This is a genomic window from Streptomyces sp. NPDC005963, from assembly GCF_040638655.1.
In the GTDB taxonomy this organism is placed as follows: domain Bacteria; phylum Actinomycetota; class Actinomycetes; order Streptomycetales; family Streptomycetaceae; genus Streptomyces.
Window position 1 is genome coordinate 167,339 of the sequence record NZ_JBEXVD010000003.1, and the last position, 25,525, is coordinate 192,863.

The 25,525-nt window shown below is 69.2% G+C and carries 23 protein-coding genes; 11 read left to right on the forward strand and 12 right to left on the reverse strand.

Annotated features, from left to right (window positions below):
- The first annotated feature begins 74 nt into the window (after positions 1-74).
- Together ABZ348_RS06830 and ABZ348_RS06835 are read left to right on the forward strand one after the other, a co-directional pair.
- On the forward strand, positions 75-689 hold the full coding sequence (locus ABZ348_RS06830) for an ElyC/SanA/YdcF family protein (RefSeq protein WP_358930446.1): 615 nt from the start codon (positions 75-77) through the stop codon (positions 687-689).
- Between the two features lie 423 nt (positions 690-1,112).
- Positions 1,113-1,694 carry a TIGR03086 family metal-binding protein gene (locus ABZ348_RS06835; protein ID WP_358930102.1) on the forward strand — a complete coding sequence of 194 codons (582 nt, stop codon included), beginning with the start codon at positions 1,113-1,115 and terminating at the stop codon, positions 1,692-1,694.
- A 74-nt stretch (positions 1,695-1,768) separates the two neighbouring features.
- Here ABZ348_RS06835 and ABZ348_RS06840 read toward each other — a convergent pair whose 3' ends face one another.
- Positions 1,769-2,317, reverse strand: a complete 549-nt coding sequence (locus ABZ348_RS06840) for a gamma-glutamylcyclotransferase family protein (RefSeq protein WP_358930104.1) — start codon at positions 2,315-2,317, stop codon at positions 1,769-1,771.
- A gap of 88 nt (positions 2,318-2,405) precedes the next feature.
- Entirely contained in the window at positions 2,406-3,029 is a 624-nt protein-coding gene (locus ABZ348_RS06845; RefSeq protein WP_358930106.1) for an NAD(P)H-dependent oxidoreductase, read from the reverse strand.
- A gap of 351 nt (positions 3,030-3,380) precedes the next feature.
- Between ABZ348_RS06845 and ABZ348_RS06850 the strand changes: the two genes are divergently transcribed.
- Both ABZ348_RS06850 and ABZ348_RS06855 read left to right on the forward strand, forming a co-directional pair.
- Positions 3,381-3,920 carry a hypothetical protein gene (locus ABZ348_RS06850; RefSeq protein ID WP_358930108.1) on the forward strand — a complete coding sequence of 180 codons (540 nt, stop codon included), beginning with the start codon at positions 3,381-3,383 and terminating at the stop codon, positions 3,918-3,920.
- Positions 3,921-4,024: 104 nt separating this feature from the next.
- On the forward strand, positions 4,025-4,648 hold the full coding sequence (locus tag ABZ348_RS06855; RefSeq protein WP_358930110.1) for a class F sortase: 624 nt from the start codon (positions 4,025-4,027) through the stop codon (positions 4,646-4,648).
- A gap of 50 nt (positions 4,649-4,698) precedes the next feature.
- Here ABZ348_RS06855 and ABZ348_RS06860 read toward each other — a convergent pair whose 3' ends face one another.
- Entirely contained in the window at positions 4,699-5,484 is a 786-nt protein-coding gene (locus ABZ348_RS06860) for a TSUP family transporter (RefSeq protein WP_358930111.1), read from the reverse strand.
- Between the two features lie 80 nt (positions 5,485-5,564).
- The gene (locus ABZ348_RS06865) at positions 5,565-6,368 is read right to left on the reverse strand and encodes a putative protein N(5)-glutamine methyltransferase (protein ID WP_358930113.1); all 804 of its coding nucleotides are present in this window, start codon (positions 6,366-6,368) and stop codon (positions 5,565-5,567) included.
- 258 nt (positions 6,369-6,626) lie between these two features.
- On the opposite strand from ABZ348_RS06865, the gene ABZ348_RS06870 reads away from it, so the two are divergent.
- Positions 6,627-7,556 (forward strand): oxidoreductase, encoded by a 930-nt coding sequence (locus tag ABZ348_RS06870; protein ID WP_358930448.1) that lies wholly within the window; start codon positions 6,627-6,629, stop codon positions 7,554-7,556.
- Positions 7,557-7,747: 191 nt separating this feature from the next.
- On the forward strand, positions 7,748-9,610 hold the full coding sequence (locus tag ABZ348_RS06875; protein WP_358930450.1) for an APC family permease: 1,863 nt from the start codon (positions 7,748-7,750) through the stop codon (positions 9,608-9,610).
- A 163-nt stretch (positions 9,611-9,773) separates the two neighbouring features.
- Here ABZ348_RS06875 and ABZ348_RS06880 read toward each other — a convergent pair whose 3' ends face one another.
- The 4 genes from ABZ348_RS06880 to dusB all read right to left on the reverse strand — a co-directional run bounded on the left by ABZ348_RS06880 (position 9,774) and on the right by dusB (position 17,188).
- A complete protein-coding gene (locus ABZ348_RS06880) occupies positions 9,774-10,814 on the reverse strand; it encodes a helix-turn-helix domain-containing protein (protein ID WP_358930115.1) in 1,041 nt (346 codons plus the stop codon).
- A 662-nt stretch (positions 10,815-11,476) separates the two neighbouring features.
- Entirely contained in the window at positions 11,477-14,296 is a 2,820-nt protein-coding gene (gene ppdK, locus ABZ348_RS06885) for a pyruvate, phosphate dikinase (RefSeq protein WP_358930117.1), read from the reverse strand.
- 336 nt (positions 14,297-14,632) lie between these two features.
- Positions 14,633-15,874: an MFS transporter gene (locus ABZ348_RS06890; protein WP_358930119.1), complete on the reverse strand. Its 1,242-nt coding sequence runs from the start codon at positions 15,872-15,874 to the stop codon at positions 14,633-14,635.
- Between the two features lie 114 nt (positions 15,875-15,988).
- Positions 15,989-17,188: a tRNA dihydrouridine synthase DusB gene (gene dusB / locus ABZ348_RS06895; protein WP_358930121.1), complete on the reverse strand. Its 1,200-nt coding sequence runs from the start codon at positions 17,186-17,188 to the stop codon at positions 15,989-15,991.
- Positions 17,189-17,252: 64 nt separating this feature from the next.
- Here dusB and ABZ348_RS06900 point away from each other — a divergent pair, with 64 nt between their 5' ends.
- Positions 17,253-18,704, forward strand: a complete 1,452-nt coding sequence (locus ABZ348_RS06900; RefSeq protein WP_358930123.1) for an MFS transporter — start codon at positions 17,253-17,255, stop codon at positions 18,702-18,704.
- Between the two features lie 122 nt (positions 18,705-18,826).
- Here ABZ348_RS06900 and ABZ348_RS06905 read toward each other — a convergent pair whose 3' ends face one another.
- Entirely contained in the window at positions 18,827-19,060 is a 234-nt protein-coding gene (locus ABZ348_RS06905; protein ID WP_358930125.1) for a DUF6243 family protein, read from the reverse strand.
- 295 nt (positions 19,061-19,355) lie between these two features.
- On the reverse strand, positions 19,356-20,738 hold the full coding sequence (locus ABZ348_RS06910) for a glycine--tRNA ligase (protein ID WP_329018526.1): 1,383 nt from the start codon (positions 20,736-20,738) through the stop codon (positions 19,356-19,358).
- Between the two features lie 143 nt (positions 20,739-20,881).
- Here ABZ348_RS06910 and ABZ348_RS06915 point away from each other — a divergent pair, with 143 nt between their 5' ends.
- The 4 genes from ABZ348_RS06915 to ABZ348_RS06930 are packed head-to-tail and all read left to right on the forward strand — an operon-like array spanning position 20,882 to position 24,071.
- Complete coding sequence (locus ABZ348_RS06915) at positions 20,882-21,895, forward strand: metal ABC transporter substrate-binding protein (protein ID WP_358930127.1); 1,014 nt, start codon at positions 20,882-20,884, stop codon at positions 21,893-21,895.
- A gap of 20 nt (positions 21,896-21,915) precedes the next feature.
- Complete coding sequence (locus tag ABZ348_RS06920; RefSeq protein WP_358930129.1) at positions 21,916-22,686, forward strand: metal ABC transporter ATP-binding protein; 771 nt, start codon at positions 21,916-21,918, stop codon at positions 22,684-22,686.
- Positions 22,687-22,688: 2 nt separating this feature from the next.
- Complete coding sequence (locus tag ABZ348_RS06925) at positions 22,689-23,588, forward strand: metal ABC transporter permease (protein WP_358930131.1); 900 nt, start codon at positions 22,689-22,691, stop codon at positions 23,586-23,588.
- 57 nt (positions 23,589-23,645) lie between these two features.
- Positions 23,646-24,071, forward strand: coding sequence for a transcriptional repressor (locus ABZ348_RS06930; protein WP_329018538.1), 426 nt, complete (start codon positions 23,646-23,648; stop codon positions 24,069-24,071).
- 26 nt (positions 24,072-24,097) lie between these two features.
- On the opposite strand, the gene ABZ348_RS06935 is transcribed toward ABZ348_RS06930, so the two are convergent.
- Both ABZ348_RS06935 and ABZ348_RS06940 read right to left on the reverse strand, forming a co-directional pair.
- Positions 24,098-24,679 (reverse strand): YcxB family protein, encoded by a 582-nt coding sequence (locus tag ABZ348_RS06935; protein WP_358930132.1) that lies wholly within the window; start codon positions 24,677-24,679, stop codon positions 24,098-24,100.
- The gene (locus ABZ348_RS06940) at positions 24,672-25,496 is read right to left on the reverse strand and encodes an isoprenyl transferase (RefSeq protein WP_358930133.1); all 825 of its coding nucleotides are present in this window, start codon (positions 25,494-25,496) and stop codon (positions 24,672-24,674) included. Before ABZ348_RS06940 ends, ABZ348_RS06935 begins: the two co-directional genes overlap by 8 nt.
- Positions 25,497-25,525: the final 29 nt, after the last annotated feature.

Here is a 25,525-nt window from a genome sequence, read left to right on the forward strand (position 1 = left end):
CGGCCCTGCGCAAGCTGCCGACGCCGGGGCTGCCGAGGTCTCGTCGGGCACAACGGCGGTTGGTGCAGGCGGCCATGATCGCGTCCATCATCGGACTGGCTCCGGCCACCTGGATGCATCTGGTCGCCGACAGCCGGGTCACCACCGTCGCGGAGGTTCCCCGGCAGGACGTGGCGGTGGTGTTCGGGGCGGGTCTGTGGAAGGGCAAGCCGACGAAGTACCTGGCCCACCGGCTGGACGCTGCGGCGGAGCTCTATCGCGGGGGCAAGGTCAAGGTGGTCCTGGTGACCGGTGACAACGGTCGGGTCGAGTACGACGAGCCAGACGCGATGCGGACGTACCTCACCCAACGGGGAGTGCCCGATGCGCGGATCGTCAGCGATTACGCGGGCTTCGACACCTGGGACTCGTGCGTCAGGGCGAAGAAGATCTTCGGAGTCGATCGGGCCGTGCTGGTGACCCAGGACTTTCACATCCATCGGGCGGTGACGCTCTGCCGTTCGGCGGGGGTGGAGTCCTACGGCATCGGCGTGACCGAGCCGAAGGACTCCACCTGGTACTACGGCGGGGTGCGCGAGGTGCTCGCCGCGGGCAAGGCGGCACTGGACGCGGCATTCGAACCGGATCCCCGCTTCCTGGGGGCCAAGGAGAAGGGCGTCCAGGAGGCGCTGATAGCGAGTGACGAATAGTCCCGTCACCAGCGCGCGGGTGCCGGACCGCCGATGACCACCGGGCCCTGAAACTTCCGCCTCGGGATCATCGCGCGGGACGCCCGCGCCCGTACGCTCCCCAACGCCCCCAACGCCTCACTGACAGTCCCCCGCCGCCAGTTCCTCGCCAACACTTCCCTCCCCACCCCTCCCTTGCGTTTCGGTTCCGCTTCCATACGGTCGCCACCCCGTCGACGCCTTCGGCACCGGCGTTCGCGCCACCCGCCACTCCCACCGGTTGGAGTTGGCATCCCTCCCACCGATTGGAGTCGGCGCCCCTCTCCCGGTTGCAGTCGGCGTCCTCCCACCGGTTGATTCCGCCTCCCCGGCAGCCGTGTCACAGCTGTCAGGACACGCGCCGGCACGCTCGCATCACCCCTCGTGGAACGCGACAGTGGGCGCATGGACATCGATGTGACAACGCTCCTCACCCGCCACTCAGAGGCCCTCGCGCTGTTCTCCGAGCGGGTGCACGCGGTGCGGGCTGACCAGTGGGGCGAACCGACGCCCTGCTCCGAGTGGTCCGTCCGTGACCTCGTCAACCATCTGACGTCGGAACAGCTCTGGGTGCCCGAGTTGGTGACCGAGCAGGCCACCATCGCTGAGGTGGGCGACGCGTACGAGGGCGATGTGCTCGGTACCCGTCCCCGTGCCGTCTGGGACGCCGCCGCGCGGGCCGCGCGGAAGGCGTTCGCCGAGCCGGGGGCGCTAGAACGCACGGTGGCCCTCTCGTACGGGGAGACCCCCGCCGTCTCCTACTGTGCACAGATGATCACCGATGCGGTGGTGCACAGTTGGGATCTGTCCCGGGCGATCGGCGCGCCCGAGCGGCTACCGGCTGCGCTGGTGCACTTCGCGCTGGAGGAGGTCACCCCCTACGCGTCGGCGCTCTCCCAGACGGGTCTCTTCGCCCCACCCATCGAGCCACCGCCCGGCGACGGTGCCCAGACACGACTGCTCGCGCTGCTCGGCCGCCGCGCCTGAGCAAGACGGGTGGACAGACGGTTCACTTCACCGGGAGAGAGATCGTCCGCCGCATGAGGCAGGGAACGGGCGGGTCAGCCGCCTGCCCGGGCGGTGCACCAGTCGCCGCCCGGCACGGGCGTTCCGTCCTCTCGCAAGCGTGCCGCGATCGGCGCCGCGGGCACATAGACCCAGGCACCGACCGCGGTCCCGTCCGCCACCCGCACGCTCCGGACCATCCGTTCGTAGAGGTTCCCGGGGTGGCCCGGTGCGATGAACCCCTCCAAGTGGTCGAGGGCGCTGAGCACACTCCCGTACTCCCCCGGTGCGCAAGTGATCAGCTCTCCCACGACGGTGGATTCGGGTTCCGCCGGCGACTCCAACGCGAACGGATAGCCCGGGCCCCGGTACAGGACCGCCCCGGGCCAGCGGGCGGATTCCTCACGGACGGTGCGCCCGTCGAGATGGCGCAGGTAGTTGGATTCGCCCGGTCGGAGTGTCCCGTAGACGAAGAAGGGCAGCGGCGGCCCGATGCGCCTCACCGTCCCCACGGAAACCGCACGCACTCCCACCGCCGTGTCGCCCCGCCCCGCCGTGTCGCCCCGCCCTTCGAACACCACGAGGGCACCCCCTGTCTCCTGCACTTCCTCCCCAGCGTACGAGCCGACCGGTGCGGAAGGGGAAGCGTCACGGTCCGTCCCCGCAGCGCCTGCGGGGACGGACCGTACCGGGCTATCCGGCGTACGGCCTCTCCACCTGGGCGTCCCGCAGTGTCCGGGCCCACCAGGCGAGTTGGTCCAGCATCGCACTCGCAGCGGTCTCGCTCCCCGACGGGTCCTTGAGCCGGCCGTCGTCCGTGAAGTGGGTGCTCGCGTGGTGGAAGGAGACGGTGTTGCGGATCGTGACCGCGTGCATCTCGGCGAAGACCAGTCGCAGTTGCTCCACCGCGCGCAGCCCGCCGGACATCCCTCCGTAGGAGACGAACCCCACGGGCTTGGCCCGCCATTCGCCGTAGTGCCAGTCGATGAGGCTCTTCACGGAGGCGGGGAACGAGTGGTTGTACTCGGGGGTGACGATGATGAAGGAGTCGGCTTCGGCGAGTTTCGGCGTGATGGCCGCGAGCGCATCGCTGACCCGTGGCTCGGGGTTGGCCCCGAGGTACGTTCCGATGTCGGTCGCCCCCAGATCGACCAGTTCGACGGAGAAGTCCGCGCATCGTGTGGTCTGTTCCAGGAACCAGTCGGAGATGACCGGGCCGAACCTTCCCTCCCGGTTGCTGGCGAGGATGACGACGAGCTTCAGGGGCGTCCTGAGTGCGGTGGACGTCCGGGCAGTTTCACGGGTGATGAGATCCATGAGTGAGAGCGTGATACCTCAAGCTCAGTTGAGGTCAAGCATCCACGCGCACGAAACAGCACGGAACGTAGTGATGACGGCCACTCGCACCGCCCCTTCCGCAGCCGCACGTCCTGGAGGAACCCGACCGGGGCGCCTTTCCCCGGACCACCTGCACGACCCCGTCACCCATTCAGCGCGACCCTGAAGAACGTCCCTAAGAATGCCTCTGACCTGCACTTTAGCCCCACTGGCCAGGTGACACACCCACTCCGTGACGACGATCTGATGCCCCATCAACAGGCGTGGGTCGCGCAGGACGACTTTCCTCGGAGGAGACGACCTCATCTCGCGTTTCCTCGGAGGAACACCATGCGTACGACCGCCCGTCTGCTGACCAGTGCCTCACTGGCAGCCGCCGTCATATGCGTCGGTGGCCCCGTCGCGCACGCCGGGGACCACGAGTCCCTGGAGGTCTTCCCGGCCACCGCCGAACCGGGCGCCAACGTCACCGTGAACACCAGCGCCTGCGGTCGCAACGGCCACGGCGTGGGCGACGCCCGCTCGCTGGGAGCGGGTGAGTTCCATCTGTCGCCCGGTACGCACAAGGACACCGTGGAGGGCCAGTTCCGCATCCCCGAGCGGACCGAGGCCGGCACGTACGGCATCAGCGTGCGCTGCAAGAACGGCAAACGGGCCAACGGTGACGTCACCGTGCAGCACCGCAGGGACGAGCAGTCGGACGGGCAGCACCACACCCAGCAGCCCAGCGGCCACATCAGGACCGGCGTGGGGGGCAGCGTAGGCCCCGACACCGCACAGATCGCGGCGGGAGCGGCCGTACTCACCGCTGCCGCCGTCAGCGGGGCACTGTTCCTGCGGCGCCGGGCGAGCGGCGTCCAGGGCGGTTGACGGCTGCGGCCCGGGCCGCAGCCACACCCCGCTCCCCGTTCCCGGCAGGCCCCGAGCCTGCCGGGAACGGGGCATACCCACGACCGGGCTCCATGGGAGGACCGATGAGCACCAGAACGAAGGGCTGGATCCTGGCCGCAGCCGTCTGCACCGGTCTCTACCTGGTGCAGAACGGCTCCCGGGATCTGACCCCACCGGTGCCTTCCGCGGCGCAGGCGTTCGCCGCCGGCCCCCGGGCCCACACCGATGCCGCCGCCGACCCCTTGCCGCCGTCGGCGCCGCTGCGGCTGCGCATCCCCGACATCGACGTCGACACCCCGCTGATGCGACTCGGCCTCGACAGCAAGGGCGGGCTGGAGGTGCCCCCGGAGGCGGATCGCAATCTCGCCGGCTGGTACGGCGGTGGCACGACGCCGGGTGCGAAGGGCACCGCTATCGTCGCCGGACATGTGGACAACGCCCGCGGACCCGCCGTCTTCTACAGTCTCGGCGCCCTCAAGAAGGGCCATCGCATCGAGATCTCGCGCGGGGACGGCCGCACCGCCGTGTTCACCATCGACGCGATCGAGGTCTACGAGGCCGATGCCTTCCCCGACCGCAAGGTCTACGGGCCCGCGGACCGGGCCGAGCTACGGGTGATCACCTGCGGCGGTGGCTTCAGCGAGAAGACCGGCTACCGGGGCAACGTGGTCGCCTTCGCCCATCTCATCGGTGTCCGTCCGGCCTGAGAACGGCGCCAAGCGGCGTCAAGCGGCATCAATGGGCGGCCCCAGCGGCGTCAACCGACCCACTGGTCGAAGGCGAGCTTGGCGACCAGCGACAGGACGACCGCGAGCAGCACCCCGCGCACGAAGCCGCTTCCCTTGCGCAGCGCCATGCGTGCCCCCAGCATCCCGCCCGCCAGGTTGAAGACGGCCAGCAGCGCAGCCAACTGCCACAGCACCGTGCCCTGGTACGCGAACATGGCCAACGCCCCGCCGTTGGTGCACACATTGACGATCTTGGCGGTGGCCGATGCCGTCAGCAGGTCGAGATGGAGCACGGCCGTCAGCGCCAGGACCAGGAAGGTGCCCGTACCCGGCCCGAACAGCCCGTCGTAGAAGCCGATGCCCCCGCCGACGAGGACGATCGCGGTGATCGTGCGCGCACGGGTCACCGGTGGGCCCTCGGTTGCCGCAGCCGCCCCGAAGGCCGGCCGCAGCAGGACGAACGCGGCCACGGCGAGCAGCACCACCATGATCACCGGGCGCAGCACATCACTGCTGATGCCCGCGGCGAAGAACGCGCCGCCCATCGATCCCGCGAGCGCCGCCAACCCGATCCGGACCGCCGTCCGCACCGGCACCCGGGCCGTGCGCGCATAGGTGATCGCCGCGCCGGACGTGCCCACGATCGCGACCGCCTTGTTGGTGCCGAGGACATGGGCGGCCGGGGTCTGCGGCAGACCGAGCAGGAGTGCGGGGAGCAGCAGCAGCCCTCCCCCGCCGACCACCGCGTCGATCCAGCCGGCCGCCGCGGCGGCGAGGCAGAGGAGCACGATCGTGGTCAGCGGTATGTCGGGCACGGTCGCGACCCTACGGAGAAGATCGCTGCACCGTCCGTCCATCTCGACATCCGGCCCTCACCGCAGGTGGGACGCCGGATTCACCCCTGTTTCGTACCGATGACGACCGTCGCCCAGCGGTCCTCGTCCACGGCCGTCCGGGGTTCGAGTCCCCCTCGGGCCACGATGTCCAGTGCCGTCGGCAGTTGCCCCCGGCTGGTCTCGAAGAGCATGGATCCGCCGGGGGCGAGCCACCTTTCCGCGCGGGCCGCGACCCGGCGCAGCACGTCGAGCCCGTCCGCGCCCCCGTCGAGCGCGATGCGCGCCTCATGCACCCGGGCTTCGACGGGGAGCAGGGCGATCTCGTCGGTCGGTACGTACGGCACGTTGGCCAGGAGAACGCCGACCCGCCCGCGGAGCCGCGCGGGCAGCGGCGCATACAGGTCCCCTTCGTACACCTGCCCCTCGTTCACCTGCCCCTCGCCCGCCCGGATGTTGGCCCGGGCGCAGCGCACCGCCCTGGGATCGATGTCACAGGCATGGAGTTCGATCGGGTGTACGGAGTGGGCGAGCGCGGCCCCGAGCGCCCCGGAACCGCAGCACAGGTCGACTACGACGGAGTGCGTGCGGGTGAGGGAGACAGCCTGCTGGACGAGGAATTCGGTACGGCGTCGGGGGACGAACACCCCGGGGTCCACCCGTATCCGTAGGCCGGCGAAGGCCGCCCAGCCGACGATGTGTTCCAGGGGGCGGCCCGAGGTGCGGTGCTCCACCATCGTGGCGAGGGCCGCGGGCCCGGAGGCCGCGGAGAGCAGGAGGTCCGCCTCGTCCTCGGCGAAGACGCAGCCTGCGGTCCGCAGGACGCGGACTATGTCGTCGAGTGGCGGGAACGACGGAAGGGACATGGGTGCCTTTCGGGATACCGAAGGGCGCTCGATCCGTCAGCGGATCCCACGTCGGGGGACGGGGGGTGAAGAGGAGAGCACCCGACTGGCGACAGCGGTAATGCGTCTCACCTCCTCGGTCCGTTCGTGGCGCGGGAGGGCCACAGTACCCGAACGCCCGTCGTGCGGCAGGCTGACCAACGGGCCCGCCCCGCCGTGGCCGTCGGGGTTCGTCCCGGTGTTCACGCACAGTCAACGATCGTGGAGAGTGAGGGCGAAATGGCCGGTTGGAGCACCGTCGACATGCCGGACCAGCGAGGGCGTACGGCGGTGGTGACGGGCGCCAACAGCGGCATCGGGCTCCATGCGGCCGAAGCTCTGGCGGGCCGGGGGGCGACGGTCGTCCTCGCGTGCCGGAGCGAGGAGCGGGGCGCAGGGGCCGCGGCGTGGGTGCGCGAGCGGGTGCCCGGAGCCGATGTGCAGGTGCGTCGACTCGATCTCGCGGACCTCGCGTCCGTGCGGGAGTTCGCGGCCCGCTACCCGTACGACCGTCTCGATCTGCTGATCAACAATGCGGGAGTGATGGCGCTGCCGTTCGGGCGAACCGTCGACGGGTTCGAGATGCAGTTCGGCGTGAACCACCTGGGCCACTTCGCCCTGACGGGGCTCCTCCTGCCCGGGCTGCTCCGGACGCCGGGGGCGCGGGTGGTGTGCGTGTCGAGCTTTATGCACGGGCTGGCCGATCTGGACCCGGACGACCTCCAGAGCGAGCACCCCTACCGCAGGTGGATCGCCTACGCACGCTCCAAGACGGCGAATCTCCTCTTCGTGCACGCATTGGCGCGCCGGCTGGCCGCAGCGGGTTCGGACGTGGTCGCCGCGGCGGCCCATCCCGGCTATGCCGACACCAATCTGCAAGGCGCGGGGCCTCGGATGACGGGGGCCAAGGCCAGGGAGCGGGTGATGTCCCTCGGGAACCGCCTGTTCGCCCAGTCGGCCGCAGCGGGGGCGCTGCCCACGCTGTACGCGGCCACCGCGCCGGACGTGCGACCCGATTCCTTCACCGGCCCGCGCATCGCCGGTTGGCGGGGCGCCCCGGGACCGTCGATGCGCGCGGGACGGACGAGGGACGACGAGAGGGCCGAGCGGCTGTGGGCTGCGTCCGTCGCAGTCACCGGGGTGGCGTACGACGGGCTCCCCTCGCCCTGATCGTCCTGGCGGTGGGCCGGGTGCGGCCATGCGGGGGCAGGTGCCGCGTCAAAGTCGCGTGAAGGCGCAGGCCCTGGGCGCCAAGGACGCGACAAAGGGCCCGCCCGCGGCCAAACCCGCCCGCACGCTGGGGCTGCCCGCCTTCCCCGGGCGACACCCCCGGAGGTACGCGACCGATGACCGCCCTGTCCATGCCACCCGGCTCAGCAGACGCGGCGGCGTCCGAACCGCACCGGCCCGGCACCGGCGACCGGCACCGGCTCACCTCCGTACAGGGGCTCGCCGCGCTGTCCCTCGATGCGATGGCGTCGGTGGCGTACGGGCCCGAGGCCATCGTGCTCGTCCTGGCGACGGCGGGCGGTGTGGGGCTCGGCTACACCCTGCCCGTCACCCTCGGCATTGCCGCACTGCTCGCCGTGCTGGTGGCCTCCTACCGTCAGGTGATCGCAGCGTTCCCCAACGGCGGCGGGGCCTACGCGGTCGCACGTGCCCATCTGGGCCGGCGCACCTCCCTGGTCGCCGCCGCCTCGCTGGTGCTGGACTACGTGCTCAACGTCGCCGTCTCGGTCACCGCCGGAGTCGCGGCCCTCACATCGGCCTTCCCCTTTCTCTACGATGACCGGCTGCTGCTCGGCCTGGCCGTGCTCCTGCTGGTCACCGGTGTGAACCTGCGCGGAATCGTCGACTCTGCCCGGGTGTTCATCGTGCCCACGGCCGTGTTCGTCGGCTCGATCCTCACCGTCATCGTGGTGGGCTTGTTCCGCAGTGCACCGGCGTCCACCGAGGCCGCGGCCGGTCATGCGGCCGTCGTCGGTGACAGTGCGACCACCGTGGGCGCGCTGCTGTTGCTGAAGGCGTTCGCCTCCGGGTGTTCGGCGCTCACCGGAGTGGAGGCGGTCGCCAACGCCGTACCGTCCTTCCGCACGCCGGCCGCACGCCGCGCGCAGCGGACCGAAGTGGCCCTGGGTGCGCTGCTGGGCGTGATGCTGATCGGGCTGTCGGTGCTGATCGGCCGATTCCACCTCCAGCCGGTCGAAGGGGTGACCGTCCTGGCCCAACTCGCGGACGCCTCGCTCGGTCACACCTGGGGGTTCTATCTGGTGCAGTTCGCCACGGTGGTCCTGCTCGCGCTTGCCGCGAACACCTCCTTCGGCGGGCTGCCGGTGCTGATGTCACTGTTGGCACGGGACAACTATCTGCCGCACCTGTTCCAGTTGAAGGCCGACCGCCAGGTGCACCGCCACGGCGTGCTGGCGCTCGCCGCGGTGGCAGGACTGCTGGTGGTCTTCTCCGGCGGCGACACCAACACCCTGGTGCCCCTCTTCGCGATCGGCGTCTTCGTGGGCTTCACCATCTGTCAGACGGGCATGGTCGTCCACTGGCGCGTCGAACGCTCGGCGGGCTGGCGGCGCAAATCCCTGCTCAACGGCGTGGGCGCCGTACTCACCGCGGTCAGCGCCCTGGTGGTGAGCGCCACCAAGTTCACCGAAGGCGCCTGGACGGTCCTCATCGCCCTGCCCGTGCTCGTGGTGCTGTTCGAATGCGTCCACGGGGCGTACGGGAGCCTCGACGAGCGGATGGAGCTCGGGCGGGTACCGGCGGCACCGCACCGCTCGCGCTCGCTGGTGATCGTTCCCGTATCGCATCTGTCGCGGCTGACGCGCGAGGCGGTGAATGCTGCCGTATCGCTCGGGGACGAGGTGCGCGCGGTGACGGTGGTCCATCAGGACGAGGACGACCGGGCCGCGGCTCGGACCCTACGGCGGGACTGGGAGCGCTGGAACCCGGGTGTGGAGCTGGTGGAGTTGACCACCCAGCGGCGGACCATCGGACGACCGGTGTCGGAGTACGTGCGCAAGATCTACCGCTACCACCCGGGCACCCGTGTGACGGTGCTGATAGCGGAGGTGGAACCGGACCGACTGTGGCAACGGCTGCTCCAGAACCAACGGGGTGCGGTGCTGGCCCATGCGGTGCGCCGGGACACCGCCGCCGTCATCTGTCGGCTGCGCTTCCGGCTGGCTGCGCCGGACCGAACGACGAAGGCGCCCTGAGAGGGGCCGCAGCGAAATCCGGCGACGAACACGCCCCGAAGGGCGGTTGGCTCGTCGGCCCTTCCGGAGGACGAGGACGGAAGGACCGGGCACGGAGGCGGTCAGGGAGCCGGCACGAGACTGAGCAGCCGCGAACAGAGTCGGGCGGGGTCGGGCAGGTGGCTCAGCCCGCCACCTCCGCCGGCGCCCCTCCCCTCAGCAGGGCCGCGCCCAGGGGTGTGAGCGTGTGCAGCACGGCATTGCCGTGGCGCAGCGTCAGGACGAGGCCCGCCTCGCGCAGTACGGCTGCGTGCTGACTGGCCGAGGCGAGCGATACGCCTGCCCTCCGGGCGAGTTCGCTGGTCGTACAGCCGTAGCGGATGGCCTGGAGCACGGCCGAGCGGGTGTGGCCGACGAGCTTGCCGAGCGAGGGGGCGAGCGTCGAACCGCTCGTCTCCCCGAATGCGGGATCGGGGGTGTGGGCGACCGGATAGACCAGTACCGGGGGGAGTTTCGGGTCTCGGTAGACGACGGGTGTACCCCGACAGAAGAAGGACGGCTGGAGCAACAACCCCCGTCCGTTCAGCCGTACGTCACGGTCGACGGGGTAGTCCGCCTCCAGCACGGGAGCGCGCCAGCGGAGCACCGGCGGCAGCGAGCCGAGGAGCTCGGCCGCGCCGCCGTCGAGCAGTGCCCGGCCCCGTACCGCGCGGTCGGCCTCGACCCGGGCTTGGATCTGCGCCCAGTACGGCACGATGGCGGCGCTGTGGTAGCTGCGGAGCACCGAGATGAGCTTGGCGAGCTGCTCCGGGGCGCCCTGGGCGAGGGCCGCGAGTCGACCGGAACGCTCGGCGGGCAGCTCGGCCGCGCGCTCACTCGTCCGGTCCCCTTCGGCGGCCCGCCCTGCTGACACCCGGTTCAGTTCGTAATGAAGCCTGTCGGGTGCCGTGGCGCGTATCGCCTCAAGTCCCGGCTCCAGGCCGCCGGTGCCTTCCGGCGGTGTCAGAAAGTCGGGGAAATAGCCACGCGTGGGCACCAGCGCGGCCAGCAGGCTTGTTTCACCATTCAACCGCGACCGTGTTTCCGATCGCCATTCTCCGAACATCTGAGCACGACGCCGCTCTCTCAATCGATGAAAGCTCAGAATCGTTTCCCACAACGCATCCGGTCTGACGGCCATTCGCACTCTGGCGAGGTCGTCCCCAGTGAAATGGATACGTAGCACTGAACCCCCACTGTTGCACCCGCAATCGCCCCGATCACTGAGTATGCACGCCATCACAGGCGGTTACCACGGAGTTTCAGCCAGAGTTGAAATGTCTCGCCGGGGTTGGGTGCGAAACGAAAGGCTGTACGGCGTCGGGCAGGTTCCTTCTGTCTCCGATGGACGTGACGAGGACCGTGGGGGGCTTCGCACATCCGGCGGCGGGTGACAGAGGGTGCGGCTCCCTGTCCGGCTTGGGTAATGGGGCGCGGTGCGTGGATGGGGATCCGCGTGCCGCGCCCCTCCTGTTCTTTGCTGAGCGAACGACAGAAATAGAGTTCCGTCAAGATCGGCCAAAATCTTCTTTTCACGCGAGGAACCGGCCTTGGCGAATGTGTCGAAAGAAACACCAGGGGTGGATGCGCATCACGGCGTGTCCACCCTCTCTCTGTGTTAAAGAAGCCGCGCACAGAGACGAAGTCGAGGGGTCCGGGGAGCGATGGAACACCACCTTCGGGGCGGCGTGATTCAACGCTATCCAACGGCACTCAACGCATCCCAACGCATCGACACATCGGCCGCCCTCCCCCCGGGGGCTCCGCTGGCGAGGCCGACATGACCGCGCCGGCCCGATGACGGGCCGGCGCGGCAGACGGATGCGACGAACAGGTACGACAGACGGCTCAGCGGGAGTCGCTGCCCCTCGACTGTGCCGCCGCCCGGCCCGCCTCCAGCCGTGCCACCGGGATCCGGAACGGCGAGCAGGAGACGTAGTCGAGTCCGACCTCGTGGAAGAAGTGCACCGACTCGGGGTCACCGCCGTGTTCCCCACAGACACCGAGCTTCAGATCGGGGCGGGTCGCACGGCCGGCCTCCACCGCGCTGCGCACCAGCGACCCCACACCGTCCTTGTCGATCGTCTCGAACGGCGACACCCCGAAGATGCCCTTCTCCAGGTAGGCCGTGAAGAACGACGCCTCCACGTCGTCCCGGGAGAATCCCCAGACGGTCTGTGTGAGGTCGTTGGTGCCGAAGCTGAAGAACTCGGCGGCCTCGGCGATCTGGCCCGCGGTCAGTGCGGCCCGCGGCAGCTCGATCATCGTGCCCAGCGCCAGCTTCAGCTCGACGCCCCGGGCCGCCTCCACCTCGGCGATGACCTTCTCGGCCTCGTCGCGGACGATCTCCAGCTCCTGCACGGTCCCGACCAGCGGGATCATGATCTCGGCACGGGGGTCGCCCTTGGCGTTCAAACGCTCGGCGACGGCCTCGGCGATGGCCCGCACCTGCATGGCGAACAGCCCCGGAATCACCAGCCCGAGCCGCACTCCGCGCAGTCCGAGCATCGGGTTCTGCTCGTGCAACCGGTGGACGGCCTGGAGCAGCCGTAGATCGTTCTCGTTGTGGTCCTTGCGCGACTCCGCCAGCGCCACCCGTACGGAGAGTTCGGTGATGTCGGGCAGGAACTCGTGCAGCGGCGGGTCGAGCAGTCGTACCGTCACCGGCAGACCGTCCATCGCCTCGAACAGCTCGATGAAGTCGGCCTTCTGGAGCGGCAGCAACTGCTCCAGGGCGGTGGAGCGCTCCTCGTCGGTGTCCGCGAGGATCAACCGCTCGACCATCTCGCGGCGTTCACCGAGGAACATGTGCTCGGTGCGGCACAGGCCGATGCCCTGGGCGCCGAACCGGCGTGCCCGCAGGGCGTCCTCGGCGCTGTCGGCGTTGGCCCGCACGCGCAGTCTGCGCACCCGGTCCGCGTACGCCATGATCCGGTGCACGGCGGCGACCAGTTCGTCGGCGTCGTCCGCTCCCGCGTGCATCCGGCCCTCGAAGTACTCGACGACCGGCGACGGTACGACCGGCACCTCACCCAGGTACACCTTGCCGGTGGAGCCGTCGATGGAGACGACGTCGCCCTCTTCGACCACCGTGCCGTTCACGGTCATCCGGCGCCGCTTGGTGTCGACCTCCAGGTCCTCGGCACCGCACACGCAGGTCTTGCCCATGCCGCGGGCGACGACGGCGGCGTGCGAGGTCTTGCCGCCGCGGGAGGTCAGGATGCCCTGGGCCGCGATCATGCCGTCGAGGTCGTCGGGGTTGGTCTCCCGACGGATGAGGATGACCTGCTCACCTGAGCGGGACCACTTGACGGCGGTGTAGGAGTCGAAGACGGCCTTGCCGACGGCCGCACCGGGCGAGGCGGCGATGCCCCGGCCGAGCAGTTCGACCTTGGCGTCCTCGTCGAAGCGCGGGAACATCAACTGGGCGAGTTGGGCGCCGTTGACGCGCTGGAGCGCCTCCGCCTCGTCGATGAGTCCCTGGTCGACGAGTTGGGTGGCGATGCGGAAGGCGGCGCCGGCCGTGCGCTTGCCGACCCGGGTCTGGAGCATCCACAGCTGACCGCGTTCCACGGTGAACTCGATGTCGCACAGATCGAGGTAGTGGTTCTCCAGGGTCTCCATGATCTGCATCAGCCGGTCGTACGACGCCTTGTCGATCGTCTCCAACTCGGCCAGCGGGACGGTGTTGCGGATGCCCGCGACCACGTCCTCGCCCTGGGCGTTCTGGAGGTAGTCGCCGTAGACGCCCTGCTGGCCGGAGGCCGGGTCACGGGTGAAGGCGACGCCGGTACCCGAGTCGGGACCCAGGTTGCCGAACACCATCGAGCAGATGTTGACGGCCGTGCCGAGGTCGTTGGGGATGCGCTCCTGGCGGCGGTAGAGCCGGGCGCGGTCGCCGTTCCACGATTCGAAGACGGCCTTGATGGCGAGGTCCATCTGTTCCCGCGGGTCCTGCGGGAAGTCGCGGCCCGCCTCGGACTTCACGATCTTCTTGTAGTGCTTGACGAGCTTCTTGAGGTCGGCCGCATCCAGGTCGGTGTCGACGCTGACGCCCTTGGCCGACTTGGCGTCCTCCAGTGCCTCCTCAAAGAGGTCGCCGTCGACGTCGAGGACGGTCTTGCCGAACATCTGGATCAGTCGGCGGTACGAGTCCCAGGCGAACCGCTCGTCGCCGGCCTGTTGGGCGAGTCCGACGACGGACTCGTCGGAGAGGCCGATGTTGAGGACGGTGTCCATCATGCCGGGCATGGAGAACTTGGCGCCGGAGCGTACGGACACCAACAGCGGGTCGTCCGCCTGCCCCAACTTCTTGCCCATGCGCTGTTCGAGGGCGTCGAGGTGCGCGCTCACCTCGTCGCGCAGCGCTGCGGGCTCCGATCCGCTGTCGAGGTAGACCTTGCACGCCTCGGTGGTGATGGTGAAGCCCGGAGGGACGGGCAGACCGAGGTTGGTCATCTCGGCGAGGTTGGCACCCTTGCCCCCGAGGAGGTCCTTCAGATCCCTGTTGCCTTCGGTGAAGTCGTAAACGAACTTCTGCTCGCGAAGGTCCTGTCGATCCTGGTTTTCCGGCACGGCTCTCGACTCTCCCCGAGGCTCGGTGGCTGCCCTGACGGCGAGGAACATACCCATATCAAAGGCTTTTGGGCACGCCCACTTGGCCGTCATACGGCCGTAGCCACTCGTCTGCCACCAGATCGAAAGTGACCACGGAGCGGAAGGCGATCGACGACGCACGCGGTATGCGTTCAGACCTTGAACGTACGGGCACGGTGTGCGAGCGATTCGGCGCATTCGGCGACACAGGGTTGCGTTCGACTTCAGTGAATGAAGCCATTCGACGTGGCACTGAGTGCCACCCTTTTGAGAGGTGAGGCAATCATATGTGCGCTCAAATGAGCGCAACCCTTATCAAGGGTGGCGATAATCACGCTATGGCGCACTGGGTCGGTCCACCATCCGGACCGCAATCCACGGCACTCCCGCTCCAGCGCCGCTGCCCGCTCACCGTTCCGCTGTCGTTCGCCCTCCGTTCGCCGGCACCCTCCGGCTCCACGGAAGCAACAGCGGGGTGGCCAGGAGGAGGACTCCCGCGGCTGCGATCGCGGCCCGCGGGCCGGTGACGGCCGCCAGCAGCCCCCATCCGGCGGTCAGCGCCGCGATCGTCAGACTGGTGCTGACCGACCAGGCGGAGAGCGTACGGACGACACGGTCGGGGTCGGTGTGGTTGAGCCGATAGCTCGCCAGCACCGGATTGAAGAGACCGCAGCAGGTCACCAAGCCGAACTGGACGACGAGGACGAGGACGATCCCGGCGGCGCCCGGCTGCACGAACGCCAGACCGAGCGGCCAACACGCGCGCAGCGCTCCGGCGGTGCAGAGCACCTCGTGCTGCCCGAACCGGGCCACGAGCGGTTGTGCGAGGCGCGAGCCCACCAGACCACCGATGCAGGGAACCGCGAAGACGAGACCGTACTGCCAGGGGGCGAACCCGAGATCGCGCAGGAGCAGCAGGGCGAGCAGCGGCTCGGAGGCCATGATCAGTCCATTGACCGCGACCGCGTTGAAGAACAGGGGGCGCAGCACGGGGTGCTGAAGGATGTGCCGCCACCCTTCGAGCAGATCGCGTGCGCGTGGTCGCCGTGCACCGGTCCGTTCGGGGTGCGGTTCCGTCCCCCCGATGGCACGGATGCCCAGCGCCGAGAGCAGATGGCTGACCGCGTTGGCTGCAACGGTCGTCACCGGTCCGAACAGTCCGATCGCGGCTCCTCCGAGCGGAGGTCCGAGCATGGTCGCGGTCCATGTCGTGGACTCGAACCGGCTGCTCGCGACGAGGAGGTCCCCCGGAGGCAGGAGCGCCTTCAGATACGCGCCGCTGGCCGCCCTGAACGCGATGTCGGCCGCCGCGACGACAACGGAGACGATGAGGAGTTGGGCGAAGCCGAGCCGGCCGAGCGCGAACGCCGCGGGGATGCTGATCAGCGCCGTGAACCGGATCAGGTCCGTCGCCACCATGACGGGCCTTTTGCGGCGGAACTCCACCCACGGGCCGAGCCGCACCGCCACCAGGGCGCCCACGGCCCGTCCCACTGCGGACAGCGCCGCTAACTGGGCCGGCCCCACGTCCAGTACGAGGATCGCCAGCAGGGGGAACGCGCCGAACCCGAGGGCGGTGCCGTAGGCGCTGACGGCGTACGCCGCCCACAGCCGCCCGAACCGTGACCCCAGCGACCGTCTGCCTGCCATACCGCCACCGACCCTCGCCCAGGGGGAACACACTCGACGACCGGCATCCAAGCAAGGGCACGCCCGGGATCAAAACCGTCGACCCGATGGCGCACGGCAGTTGGCCGGAGGTGCTCAGCCGCCCGAGGTGTCCAACTCTGCGTCCGCACCGACGGCCGCGCAGTCGTACGGGTCCTTCAGCCAGCCGTCCGGCAGCACCACCCGGTTGTTCCCCGAGGTGCGGCCCCGCGGCCCGTCCGCCCCCACCGGCCAGGGCTGGTCCAGGTCCAACAGCCCCAACTGGTCGTCGAGTTCGGCCAGCGACGAGGTGATCGCCAGTCGCTTGCGCATCTCGGAGCCGACCGCGAAGCCCTTGAGGTACCAGGCCACGTGCTTGCGGAAGTCGATCACGCCACGGGACTCGTCGCCGATCCACTCCCCCAGCAGTTCGGCATGGCGGCGCATCACGGCGGCCACCTCCCTGAGCGTGGGTGCCGCAGCGGGGTCACCGCCCCCCTCGAAGGCGGCGACCAGATCGGCGAAGAGCCAGGGCCGCCCCAGACAGCCGCGCCCGACGACGACCCCGTCGCAGCCGGTCTCCCGCACCATCCGCAGTGCATCGTCCGCCGACCAGATGTCCCCGTTGCCGAGCACCGGGATTTCAGGGACGTGCTCCTTGAGCCGTGCGATGGCCTCCCAGTCGGCGGTGCCGCCGTAGTGCTGGGCGGCGGTGCGACCGTGCAGGGCGATGGCCGTGACGCCCTCGTCCACGGCGATCCGTCCGGCGTCGAGGTAGGTGATGTGGTCGTCGTCGATGCCCTTGCGCATCTTCATCGTGACCGGAAGCCGTCCCGCGTTGCCCACGGCCTCGTGCAGGATCGCGCGCAGCAGCGGCCTCTTGTACGGGAGGGCGGACCCGCCGCCCTTGCGGGTCACCTTGGGGACGGGGCAGCCGAAGTTGAGGTCGATGTGATCGGCAAGGTCCTCGTCCACGATCATGCGGACGGCCTTGCCGACGGTCACCGGGTCCACTCCGTACAACTGGATGGACCGCGGTGTCTCGGTCGCATCGAAGTGGATCAGCTGCATGGTCTTCTCGTTGCGCTCGACCAGTGCCCGCGTGGTGATCATCTCGCTGACGAACAGCCCCTTGCTGCCCGGCTCGGCGGGGGTCGCCGGCCGGCCGCCGAAGGTGCGGACGCCTTCGGCGAACTCCCGGCACAGGGTCCGGAAGGGTGCGTTCGTGATCCCGGCCATCGGTGCGAGCACCACCGGGGGCGTCACCGCGTGCGGACCGATGGCGAGCGCCGGGTAGGAGGGGGCAGACGTGGTCATTCGTCCATTGTCGCGTACGGCATTGCGTGCGAGTGAATTCATTAGTTAGTCGTACTATCGGCGCATGTCCGAGCTCTCTCCTCGGCGGCGGTTGCTCGTCCTGGGCATCTGCTGCATGAGCCTGCTGATCGTCAGCCTCGACAACACCATCCTGAACGTGGCACTGCCGGCCATGGGGAAGGACTTGGACGCCTCCGTTTCCGGCTTGCAGTGGACCATCGACGCCTACACGCTCGTCCTCGCCTCCCTGCTGATGCTGGCGGGCTCCACCGCGGACCGGATCGGCCGCCGCAAGGTGTTCATGGCGGGGCTCGTGCTCTTCACACTGGGCTCGCTGCTCTGTTCCCTGGCCCCCACGCTGGAATCGCTGGTCGCCTTCCGCATGGTCCAGGCCGTGGGCGGCTCCATGCTCAATCCGGTCGCCATGTCGATCATCACCAACACCTTCACCGACCCCGCCGAGCGGGCCCGTGCGATCGGCGTGTGGGGCGGTGTCGTGGGAATCTCCATGGCCGCCGGCCCGCTGATCGGCGGACTGCTGGTGGACACCGTGGGCTGGCGGTCGATCTTCTGGGTGAATCTGCCCGTCGGAGTGCTGGCCCTCTTCCTGACCTGGCGTTACGTCCCCGAGTCCCGGGCCCCGAAGCCGCGGCGGGTCGACCCCGTGGGCCAGCTGCTGATCATGCTTCTCCTCGGCTCGCTGACGTACGCGATCATCGAGAAGAGCCTGGTCTTCGGGCTGATCGCGGCCGTGGCGCTGCTGGGGGTGCTCGGCTACGAGCCGCGACGGATCGAGCCGCTGATCGATCTGCGGTTCTTCCGCAGCGCCCCCTTCACCGGGGCCACGGTCATCGCGGTGTCCGCCTTCGCCGCACTGGGCGGCTTCCTCTTCCTCAACACGCTCTACCTCCAGGACGTCCGCGGCTACTCGGCCCTGCACGCCGGGCTCTACATGCTCCCGATGGCCGGACTGACGCTGGTCTGCGCACCACTGTCGGGACGTCTCGTCGGCAGCCGGGGACCACGGCTGCCCCTGCTGGTCGCAGGGACGACGATGGCGGCGAGCGGCGTGCTGTTCGCCGTGTTCGAGGCCGAGACGTCAACGGCGCTGCTGTTCACCGGATACGTCCTGTTCGGAGTGGGCTTCGGCATGGTGAACGCACCCATCACCAATACCGCGGTCTCCGGAATGCCCAGGTCCCAAGCCGGCGTGGCCTCCGCGATCGCCTCGACGAGCCGCCAGATCGGTCAGACGCTGGGGGTCGCCGTGATCGGGACGGTACTGGCGTCCGGGGTGGCGGTGGGCACACGATCCCCGTCGTACGCACAGGACTTCGTCGAGACGGCCCGGATCGCCTGGTGGATCATCGCCGGCTGCGGTCTGTGCGTCCTGGTGGTGGGCGCCGTGACGAGCGGCCCGTGGGCGCGGAGCACGGCCGATCGTTGCGCCGAGCACCTGGAGGGGCGGAAGCCGGCCACCGAACGTGCGGACGCCGAGCCGGGCGCCCGCAGCTGAACCGCCGCCCCGACGCGAGAAGGTGCGTGGCCGTTCGCCGCCGTACGCCCCCGGACAGTGCAACGGCCCCGCGCCCGTACTCGTGTACGTCGGCGCGGGGCCATCAGCTGGTGCGGTGGAGGTCAGGACTCGTTCGCCGAGGACTCCTGGACCTGCTCGGGCTCGTCGGACGCGGCGGTCTGCTCGCCGCCGCCGTCCTGGGCCCGCTCGCGCATCTTGCGCAGCAACTCGGCCTTCTGGTCCGCGGCTGCCTGACGATCGGCGTTGCGCGAAGGACCGCCTGCCTGCTGATCGGCACGGGACAGCTTCTTGCGCTGCCCTCCCACACCGAGAAGGTTGTTACGGCTCTTGGCCATGGGGCTCTCCCATTGGGTGGTGAGAAGTGACTGGGACTAGTCAGATGGGGGCGGGCGACCGCCGCGCTCTCACTCGTAGATCTGGAAGAACGAGTACATGGGGGTGACGTTACCTGTCCGGGAGAAGGTGGGGCATCCGTTTTTGCGTCGGATGCGGCGGCGGACGCACAGCGGCGACTCACCGGCCGGAGCGACGGCGGGAGGCAGGGTCTGCAACCCTTCGCGCCCGAGCACCTGCGTGCGAAGGGGGCCGCCGGACGGTGTTGCCCGGACGGCCCCCTGCGGAGCGCGGGTGTCAGCAGCCGAGCAGACGGCTGCCGAGGTAGGACTGGATCTGGTCCAGGGAGACGCGCTCCTGCGTCATGGTGTCGCGCTCGCGCACGGTCACCGCGTTGTCGTCGAGGGTGTCGAAGTCGACGGTGACGCAGAACGGGGTGCCGATCTCGTCCTGACGACGGTAGCGACGGCCGATCGCACCCGCGTCATCGAACTCGATGTTCCAGTTCTGGCGCAGATCGGCCGCCAGGCCCTTGGCCTTCGGGGAGAGCTGCGGGTTGCGCGAGAGCGGCAGCACCGCGACCTTCACCGGCGCGAGGCGCGGGTCGAGGCGCATCACGGCGCGCTTCTCCAGGACGCCCTTGGCGTTGGGGGCCTCGTCCTCGTTGTACGCGTCGAGGAGGAAGGCCAGCATCGCGCGGCCGACACCGGCCGCGGGCTCGATGACGTACGGGGTCCAGCGCTCGCCGGCCTCCTGGTCGAAGTACGAGAGGTCGTGGCCGGACGCCTTGGAGTGAGCGGTGAGGTCGAAGTCGGTGCGGTTGGCGACGCCCTCCAGCTCACCCCACTCGTTGCCGCCGAACTGGAAGCGGTACTCGATGTCGGCGGTGCGCTTCGAGTAGTGGGAGAGCTTGTCCTTGGGGTGGTCGTACCAGCGCATGTTCTCCTCGCGCATGCCGAGGCCGGTGTACCAGTTCCACCGCTGGTCCATCCAGTACTGCTGCCAGTGCTCGTCCTCGCCGGGCTTGACGAAGAACTCCATCTCCATCTGCTCGAACTCACGGGTGCGGAAGATGAAGTTGCCGGGCGTGATCTCGTTGCGGAAGGACTTGCCCATCTGGGCGATGCCGAACGGCGGCTTCTTGCGCGAGGTCTGCTGCACCTGGGCGAAGTTGGTGAAGATGCCCTGCGCCGTCTCGGGCCGCAGATAGGCGACCGAGCCGGAGTCCTGGGTGGGGCCGAGGTGCGTGGCGAGCAGACCCGAGAACTGCTTCGGGTCGGTGAAGGCGCCCTTGGTGCCGCAGTGCGGGCAGTTGATGTCCGCGAGGCCGTTCTCGGGGGTCCTGCCGTGCTTGGCCTCGTACGCCTCGATCAAGTGGTCGGCGCGGTAGCGCTTGTGGCAGGAGGTGCACTCGGTGAGCGGGTCACTGAAGGTGGCGACGTGGCCGGAAGCCTCCCAGACCTCGCTGGCCAAGATCACCGACGAGTCGATGCCGACGACGTCCTCACGCGAGGTGACCATGTAGCGCCACCACTGGCGCTTGAGGTTCTCCTTCAGCTCCACGCCCAGCGGCCCGTAGTCCCAGGCGGCCTTCTGACCGCCGTAGATCTCGCTGCAGGGGTAGACGAAGCCACGGCGCTTGCTCAGGTTGACGATCGTATCGATCTTGTCGGCGGCCACGGTGCTCTCTTCATAGGACGACGGCTAACGGCGAATGGTTCAGATTACCGGCGGGCGCACCCCTGGGATCAAATCGGTTGCGGCCCTCGGCCAGGACCGCGCTTTGTTGACAATCGTTTCCATTTTTGTTGAAAATGAGTGTCATGAACATAGGACGCCTTATACGCACAACAGCCGCCACCGGTGCAGCGGCGCTCGGCCTCGTCGCCGTGTCCGCCTGCGCTTCCTCCGACGCCGCCGACGGCAAGGAGAACGGCAAGCTGAAGGTCGTGGCGTCCTTCTACCCGATGGAGTTCCTCGCCGAGCGCATAGGGGGCGACCACGTCTTGGTCTCCACCCTGACCAAGCCGGGTGTCGAGCCGCACGACCTGGAGCTCAAGCCGCGCCAGACCGCCGAACTGGGCGAGGCGGGGCTGATCCTCTACCTCAAGGGCATCCAGCCCGCCGTGGACAAGGCCATCGGCCAGTCCGAGGCCAAGCACAAGATCGACGCCGCCACCCTCACCGAGTTGGAGACCCACCAGGGCACCGACCACGGCCATGACCACGGCGCGGCGGGCACGGAGGAACACGACACGGCGGGGCACGGCGCAGAAGGCCACTCCAAGGACGAGCACGACCACGCGGGCGAAGCCGGCGGCGACCCCCACATCTGGCTCGACCCGGTGAAGTACGCCGAGGTCGCCAAGGGCGTCGGCGGTGCCCTCGCCAAGGCGGACCCGGACAACTCCGCCGCGTACCAGAAGAACACCGACGCCCTGGTGGGCGAGCTGAACACACTGGACGCCGCCTACCGGCAGGGGCTCAAGAACACCACCACCAAGACCTTCATCACCACCCACACCTCCTTCGGCTACCTGGCCGAGCGGTACGGGCTGGACCAGGAAGGCATCTCCGGCGTCAACCCCGAGTCCGAGCCGAGCCCCGCCAGGATCAAGGAGCTCCAGGCCGTGGCGACCAAGGAGAAGGTGACCACCGTCTTCTTCGAGACCCTCGCCAGCGACCGCACGGCGAAGACCCTGGCCGACGACACCGGTCTCAAGACGGACGTCCTCGACCCGCTCGAAGGGATCACGGACAAGTCCAAGGGCGACGACTACGTCGCCGTCATGGAGTCCAACCTCACCGCCCTCAAGAAAGCCCTGGGCGCGAAGTGAAACCACTGTGGGAGGCAGCTGTGCCATCGGGGAGCGAACCCGTCATATCCCTCTGCGGAGCCCGTGCCACGCTCGGCTCCCGGACCGTGCTGCGCGGCGTCGACCTGACCGTCACGCGGGGCGAAGTGGTCGCCCTGCTCGGCGCCAACGGCTCCGGCAAGTCCACCGCCGTGCGCTCCCTCATCGGACAGGTGCCGCTCACCGAGGGCGAGATCGCGCTGTTCGGGACCGAGCTGCGACGCTTCCGCCAGTGGTCCCGCGTCGGCTACGTCCCGCAGCGCACCACCGCGGCCAGCGGAGTGCCCGCCACCATCCGCGAGGTCGTCTCCTCGGGGCGGCTCTCCCGGGCCCGCCTCGGCCGCCTGTCCCGGGCCGACCGGGCGGCCGTGGACCGTGCCATCGAGCTCGTGGGGCTGGGAGACCGGGCCGACGACTCCGTCAGCGCCCTCTCCGGTGGACAGCACCAGCGCGTGCTCATCGCCCGTGCGCTCGCCTCCGAACCCGAGCTGCTGATCATGGACGAGCCGATGGCCGGGGTCGACCTCGCCAGCCAGGAGGTCCTGGCCGAGACCCTGCGCGAACAGGTAGCGGCCGGTACGACCGTCCTGCTCGTCCTCCACGAGCTCGGCGCGATCGAGCCGCTGATCGACCGGGCCGTGGTGCTGCGCGACGGCTGTGTCGTCCACGACGGGCCGCCGCCCAAGGCCACCGGACAGCACGCCCTGCCCGGACACGACCACGTACATCCGCACGCGGCCCACGAGTCGCTCCGCACGGGACTGCTGACCTGATCATGGAAATCCTGGAAACGGCCTTCATGCAGCGGGCGCTGCTCGCGGCGCTCCTCGTCGGGATCACCGCTCCCGCCGTCGGCATCTATCTGGTGCAGCGGCGACAGGCCCTGATGGGCGACGGAATCGGCCATGTCGCCATGACCGGTGTCGGCCTCGGCTTCCTGCTCTCCACCAACCCCATCTGGATGGCCACCGTCGTCTCGGTGATCGGCGCCGTCGCCATGGAGCTGATCAGGGCCTACGGCAAGACGCGCGGTGACATCGCCCTGGCCATGCTGTTCTACGGCGGCATGGCCGGCGGTGTCCTGCTGATCAACCTGTCGGACACCGGATCGACGGCGAACCTCGGTTCGTTCCTGTTCGGCTCGCTCTCCACGGTCTCCGACGCCGACCTCACGGCGATCGGCGTCCTGGCCGCCTTCGTGATGCTGGTGTCGGTGGGACTGCGGCGGCAACTGTTCGCGGTCAGCCAGGACGAGGAGTTCGCCCGGGTCACCGGACTACCGGTGCGGGCCCTGAACCTCCTGATCGCCGTCACGGCCGCCGTCACCGTCTCAGTGGCCATGCGTGTGGTGGGGTTGCTGCTGGTCAGCGCGCTGATGGTGGTCCCCGTTGCGGCGGCGCAGCAGATCTCCCGCTCCTTCAAGGCGACGTTCGCCCTGGCCGTGGCGATCGGGGTGACCGTGTCCCTGGCGGGCACGACCACCTCGTACTACCAGGACGTACCCCCCGGTGCGACGATCGTGCTCCTCGCGATCGGCGTCTTCATCGCCCTGACCGCCCTCGCCGCTCCGCTGGCGAAGCGACGGGCCCGGGCCGTCACGGCGACGGCGGGCGGACCCGAATGCGATTCTGAGCTGCCGGGTATGCGTCAGCCGGGTGACGGCGTCAGGGCCTGAACCCGACCTGGCAGAATTGACCACCACTAGCATGGTGGTCGAAGCAAGGAGGCACCTGTGGCGACTGCGCCCAGCGGCGGTAACACCGCCTCAGTGCGAGGGCGGTCCACTCGACAGCGTGCCGCCGTCGCGGCGGCGCTCGACGAGGTGGATGAGTTCCGCAGCGCCCAGGAACTCCACGACATGCTCAGACACCGCGGCGACTCCGTGGGTCTGACGACGGTCTACCGCACCCTGCAATCCCTGGCCGACGCGGGCGAGGTCGACGTCCTGCGCACCAGCGACGGCGAGTCCGTCTACCGGCGCTGCTCGACCGACGACCACCACCACCACTTGGTGTGCCGCGGATGCGGCAAGGCGGTGGAGGTCGAAGGTCCGGCGGTGGAACAGTGGGCCGAGACGGTGGCCGCCCAGCACGGCTTCGTGAACGTGGCGCACACCGTGGAGATCTTCGGCACCTGCGCCGACTGCGCGAACGCCTGAGCCCGCCGGCCGGTCGCCCGGAAGGGTCAGATCCGCCGTAGCCGCACATCGAGCAGCGCCCGCAGACCGTCGGTGCCTGTGGGCGCTTCGGGCTGCTGCACGCCCCGCTTGGGAAGCACGATCAGACCGGCTATGCCCTTGTTCGCAGTGAGCAGGACGAAGTGCTCCGCCGTCTCCACATACCGGTTGAAGAGGGCCCAGTCGGAGGAGTGCGAGAACCGTTCGGCGGTGAAGTGCACCCCCCGCTCATCGAGCACGGCCCGGTACTCCCCGTGCTCGACCGTCAACCGGTAGTACTGCCGTGCCATGAGCCGGGGCAGGAACAGCGTCAGCACCACGAGGAGGATCCCCCCGGTCACCAGCATCACCGCAGCGGGGTCGGTCACCCGGCCGGTGGCGTCGAAACGGATCCAGGCCGCCGCGAAGGCCGCGAGCGCCCCGAGGGGCCATCCCACGAGCTGGGCGCGGCCCGACGGGGTCTTCCTGCGCTGGACGAGCATCCCGGCGAGCATGTCGGCCAAGACGGGCCGGTAGGCCAGCTCCACGGACTCCGATACGGCCGCGGTGGCACGGTCGGTGTGATCGGTGTGATGGGCGTTCTCAGCCACGCGCCTGCTCCGAGATCTCGTTGGGGATCGCCCCGCCGAAACGACGGTCGCGCTGGGCGTACTCCAGACAGGCACGCCACAGGTCGCGACGGTCGAAGTCCGGCCACAGCACATCCTGGAAGACGAACTCTGCGTACGCGCTCTGCCAGATCAGATAGTTGGAGCTGCGCTGCTCACCGCTGGGACGCAGAAAGAGGTCCACGTCCGGCATGTCGGGGTAGTACAGATACTTCTGCACCGTCTTCTCGCTGACCTTGGCCGGGTCCAGCTTGCCCGCGGCCACGTCCCGGGCGATGCGCTGAGCGGCATCCGCGACCTCGGCCCGACCGCCGTAGTTGACGCAGAAGTACAGCGTCATGGCGTCGTTGCCCTTGGTCTGCTCCTGGGCGACCTGGAGTTCCTGGACGACCGACTTCCACATCTTGGGCATCCGGCCGACCCAGCGGATGCGAATGCCCAACTCGTCCATCTCGTCGCGGCGGCGACGGATGACATCGCGGTTGAAGTTCATCAGGAAGCGCACCTCATCAGGCGAACGCTTCCAGTTCTCGGTGGAGAACGCGTACAGGGAGAGGTTTTTGACTCCCATCTCCAGACAGCCCTTGAGCACGTCGAGGACGACGCCCTCCCCCACCTTGTGCCCCTCCGTGCGCGGCAGTCCGCGCTCCTTGGCCCAGCGGCCGTTGCCGTCCATGACACAGGCAACGTGGTTGGGCACCAGTTCACCGGGGATCTTCGGCGGCCGGGCGCCGGAGGGGTGCGGCTCGGGAACCTTGTACTCGCGGCGGGCCCTGCCCAGGATTCCGCGTCGTGCCATGCGATTCACATCTCCTGTCGCTCTGCTGC

What these genes read in the sequence shown, in the direction of transcription:
- ABZ348_RS06830 (WP_358930446.1), top strand. Translation starts at nt 75, where the DNA reads ATGATCGCGTCCATCATCGGACTGGCTCCGGCCACCTGGATGCATCTG.
- ABZ348_RS06835 (WP_358930102.1), top strand. Translation starts at nt 1,113, where the DNA reads ATGGACATCGATGTGACAACGCTCCTCACCCGCCACTCAGAGGCCCTC.
- ABZ348_RS06845 (WP_358930106.1), bottom strand. Translation starts at nt 3,029, where the DNA reads ATGGATCTCATCACCCGTGAAACTGCCCGGACGTCCACCGCACTCAGG.
- ABZ348_RS06850 (WP_358930108.1), top strand. Translation starts at nt 3,381, where the DNA reads ATGCGTACGACCGCCCGTCTGCTGACCAGTGCCTCACTGGCAGCCGCC.
- ABZ348_RS06855 (WP_358930110.1), top strand. Translation starts at nt 4,025, where the DNA reads ATGAGCACCAGAACGAAGGGCTGGATCCTGGCCGCAGCCGTCTGCACC.
- ABZ348_RS06865 (WP_358930113.1), bottom strand. Translation starts at nt 6,368, where the DNA reads ATGTCCCTTCCGTCGTTCCCGCCACTCGACGACATAGTCCGCGTCCTG.
- ABZ348_RS06870 (WP_358930448.1), top strand. Translation starts at nt 6,627, where the DNA reads ATGGCCGGTTGGAGCACCGTCGACATGCCGGACCAGCGAGGGCGTACG.
- ABZ348_RS06875 (WP_358930450.1), top strand. Translation starts at nt 7,748, where the DNA reads ATGCCACCCGGCTCAGCAGACGCGGCGGCGTCCGAACCGCACCGGCCC.
- ppdK (WP_358930117.1), bottom strand. Translation starts at nt 14,296, where the DNA reads ATGACGGCCAAGTGGGCGTGCCCAAAAGCCTTTGATATGGGTATGTTC.
- ABZ348_RS06890 (WP_358930119.1), bottom strand. Translation starts at nt 15,874, where the DNA reads ATGGCAGGCAGACGGTCGCTGGGGTCACGGTTCGGGCGGCTGTGGGCG.
- dusB (WP_358930121.1), bottom strand. Translation starts at nt 17,188, where the DNA reads ATGACCACGTCTGCCCCCTCCTACCCGGCGCTCGCCATCGGTCCGCAC.
- ABZ348_RS06900 (WP_358930123.1), top strand. Translation starts at nt 17,253, where the DNA reads ATGTCCGAGCTCTCTCCTCGGCGGCGGTTGCTCGTCCTGGGCATCTGC.
- ABZ348_RS06905 (WP_358930125.1), bottom strand. Translation starts at nt 19,060, where the DNA reads ATGGCCAAGAGCCGTAACAACCTTCTCGGTGTGGGAGGGCAGCGCAAG.
- ABZ348_RS06915 (WP_358930127.1), top strand. Translation starts at nt 20,882, where the DNA reads ATGAACATAGGACGCCTTATACGCACAACAGCCGCCACCGGTGCAGCG.
- ABZ348_RS06925 (WP_358930131.1), top strand. Translation starts at nt 22,689, where the DNA reads ATGGAAATCCTGGAAACGGCCTTCATGCAGCGGGCGCTGCTCGCGGCG.
- ABZ348_RS06940 (WP_358930133.1), bottom strand. Translation starts at nt 25,496, where the DNA reads ATGGCACGACGCGGAATCCTGGGCAGGGCCCGCCGCGAGTACAAGGTT.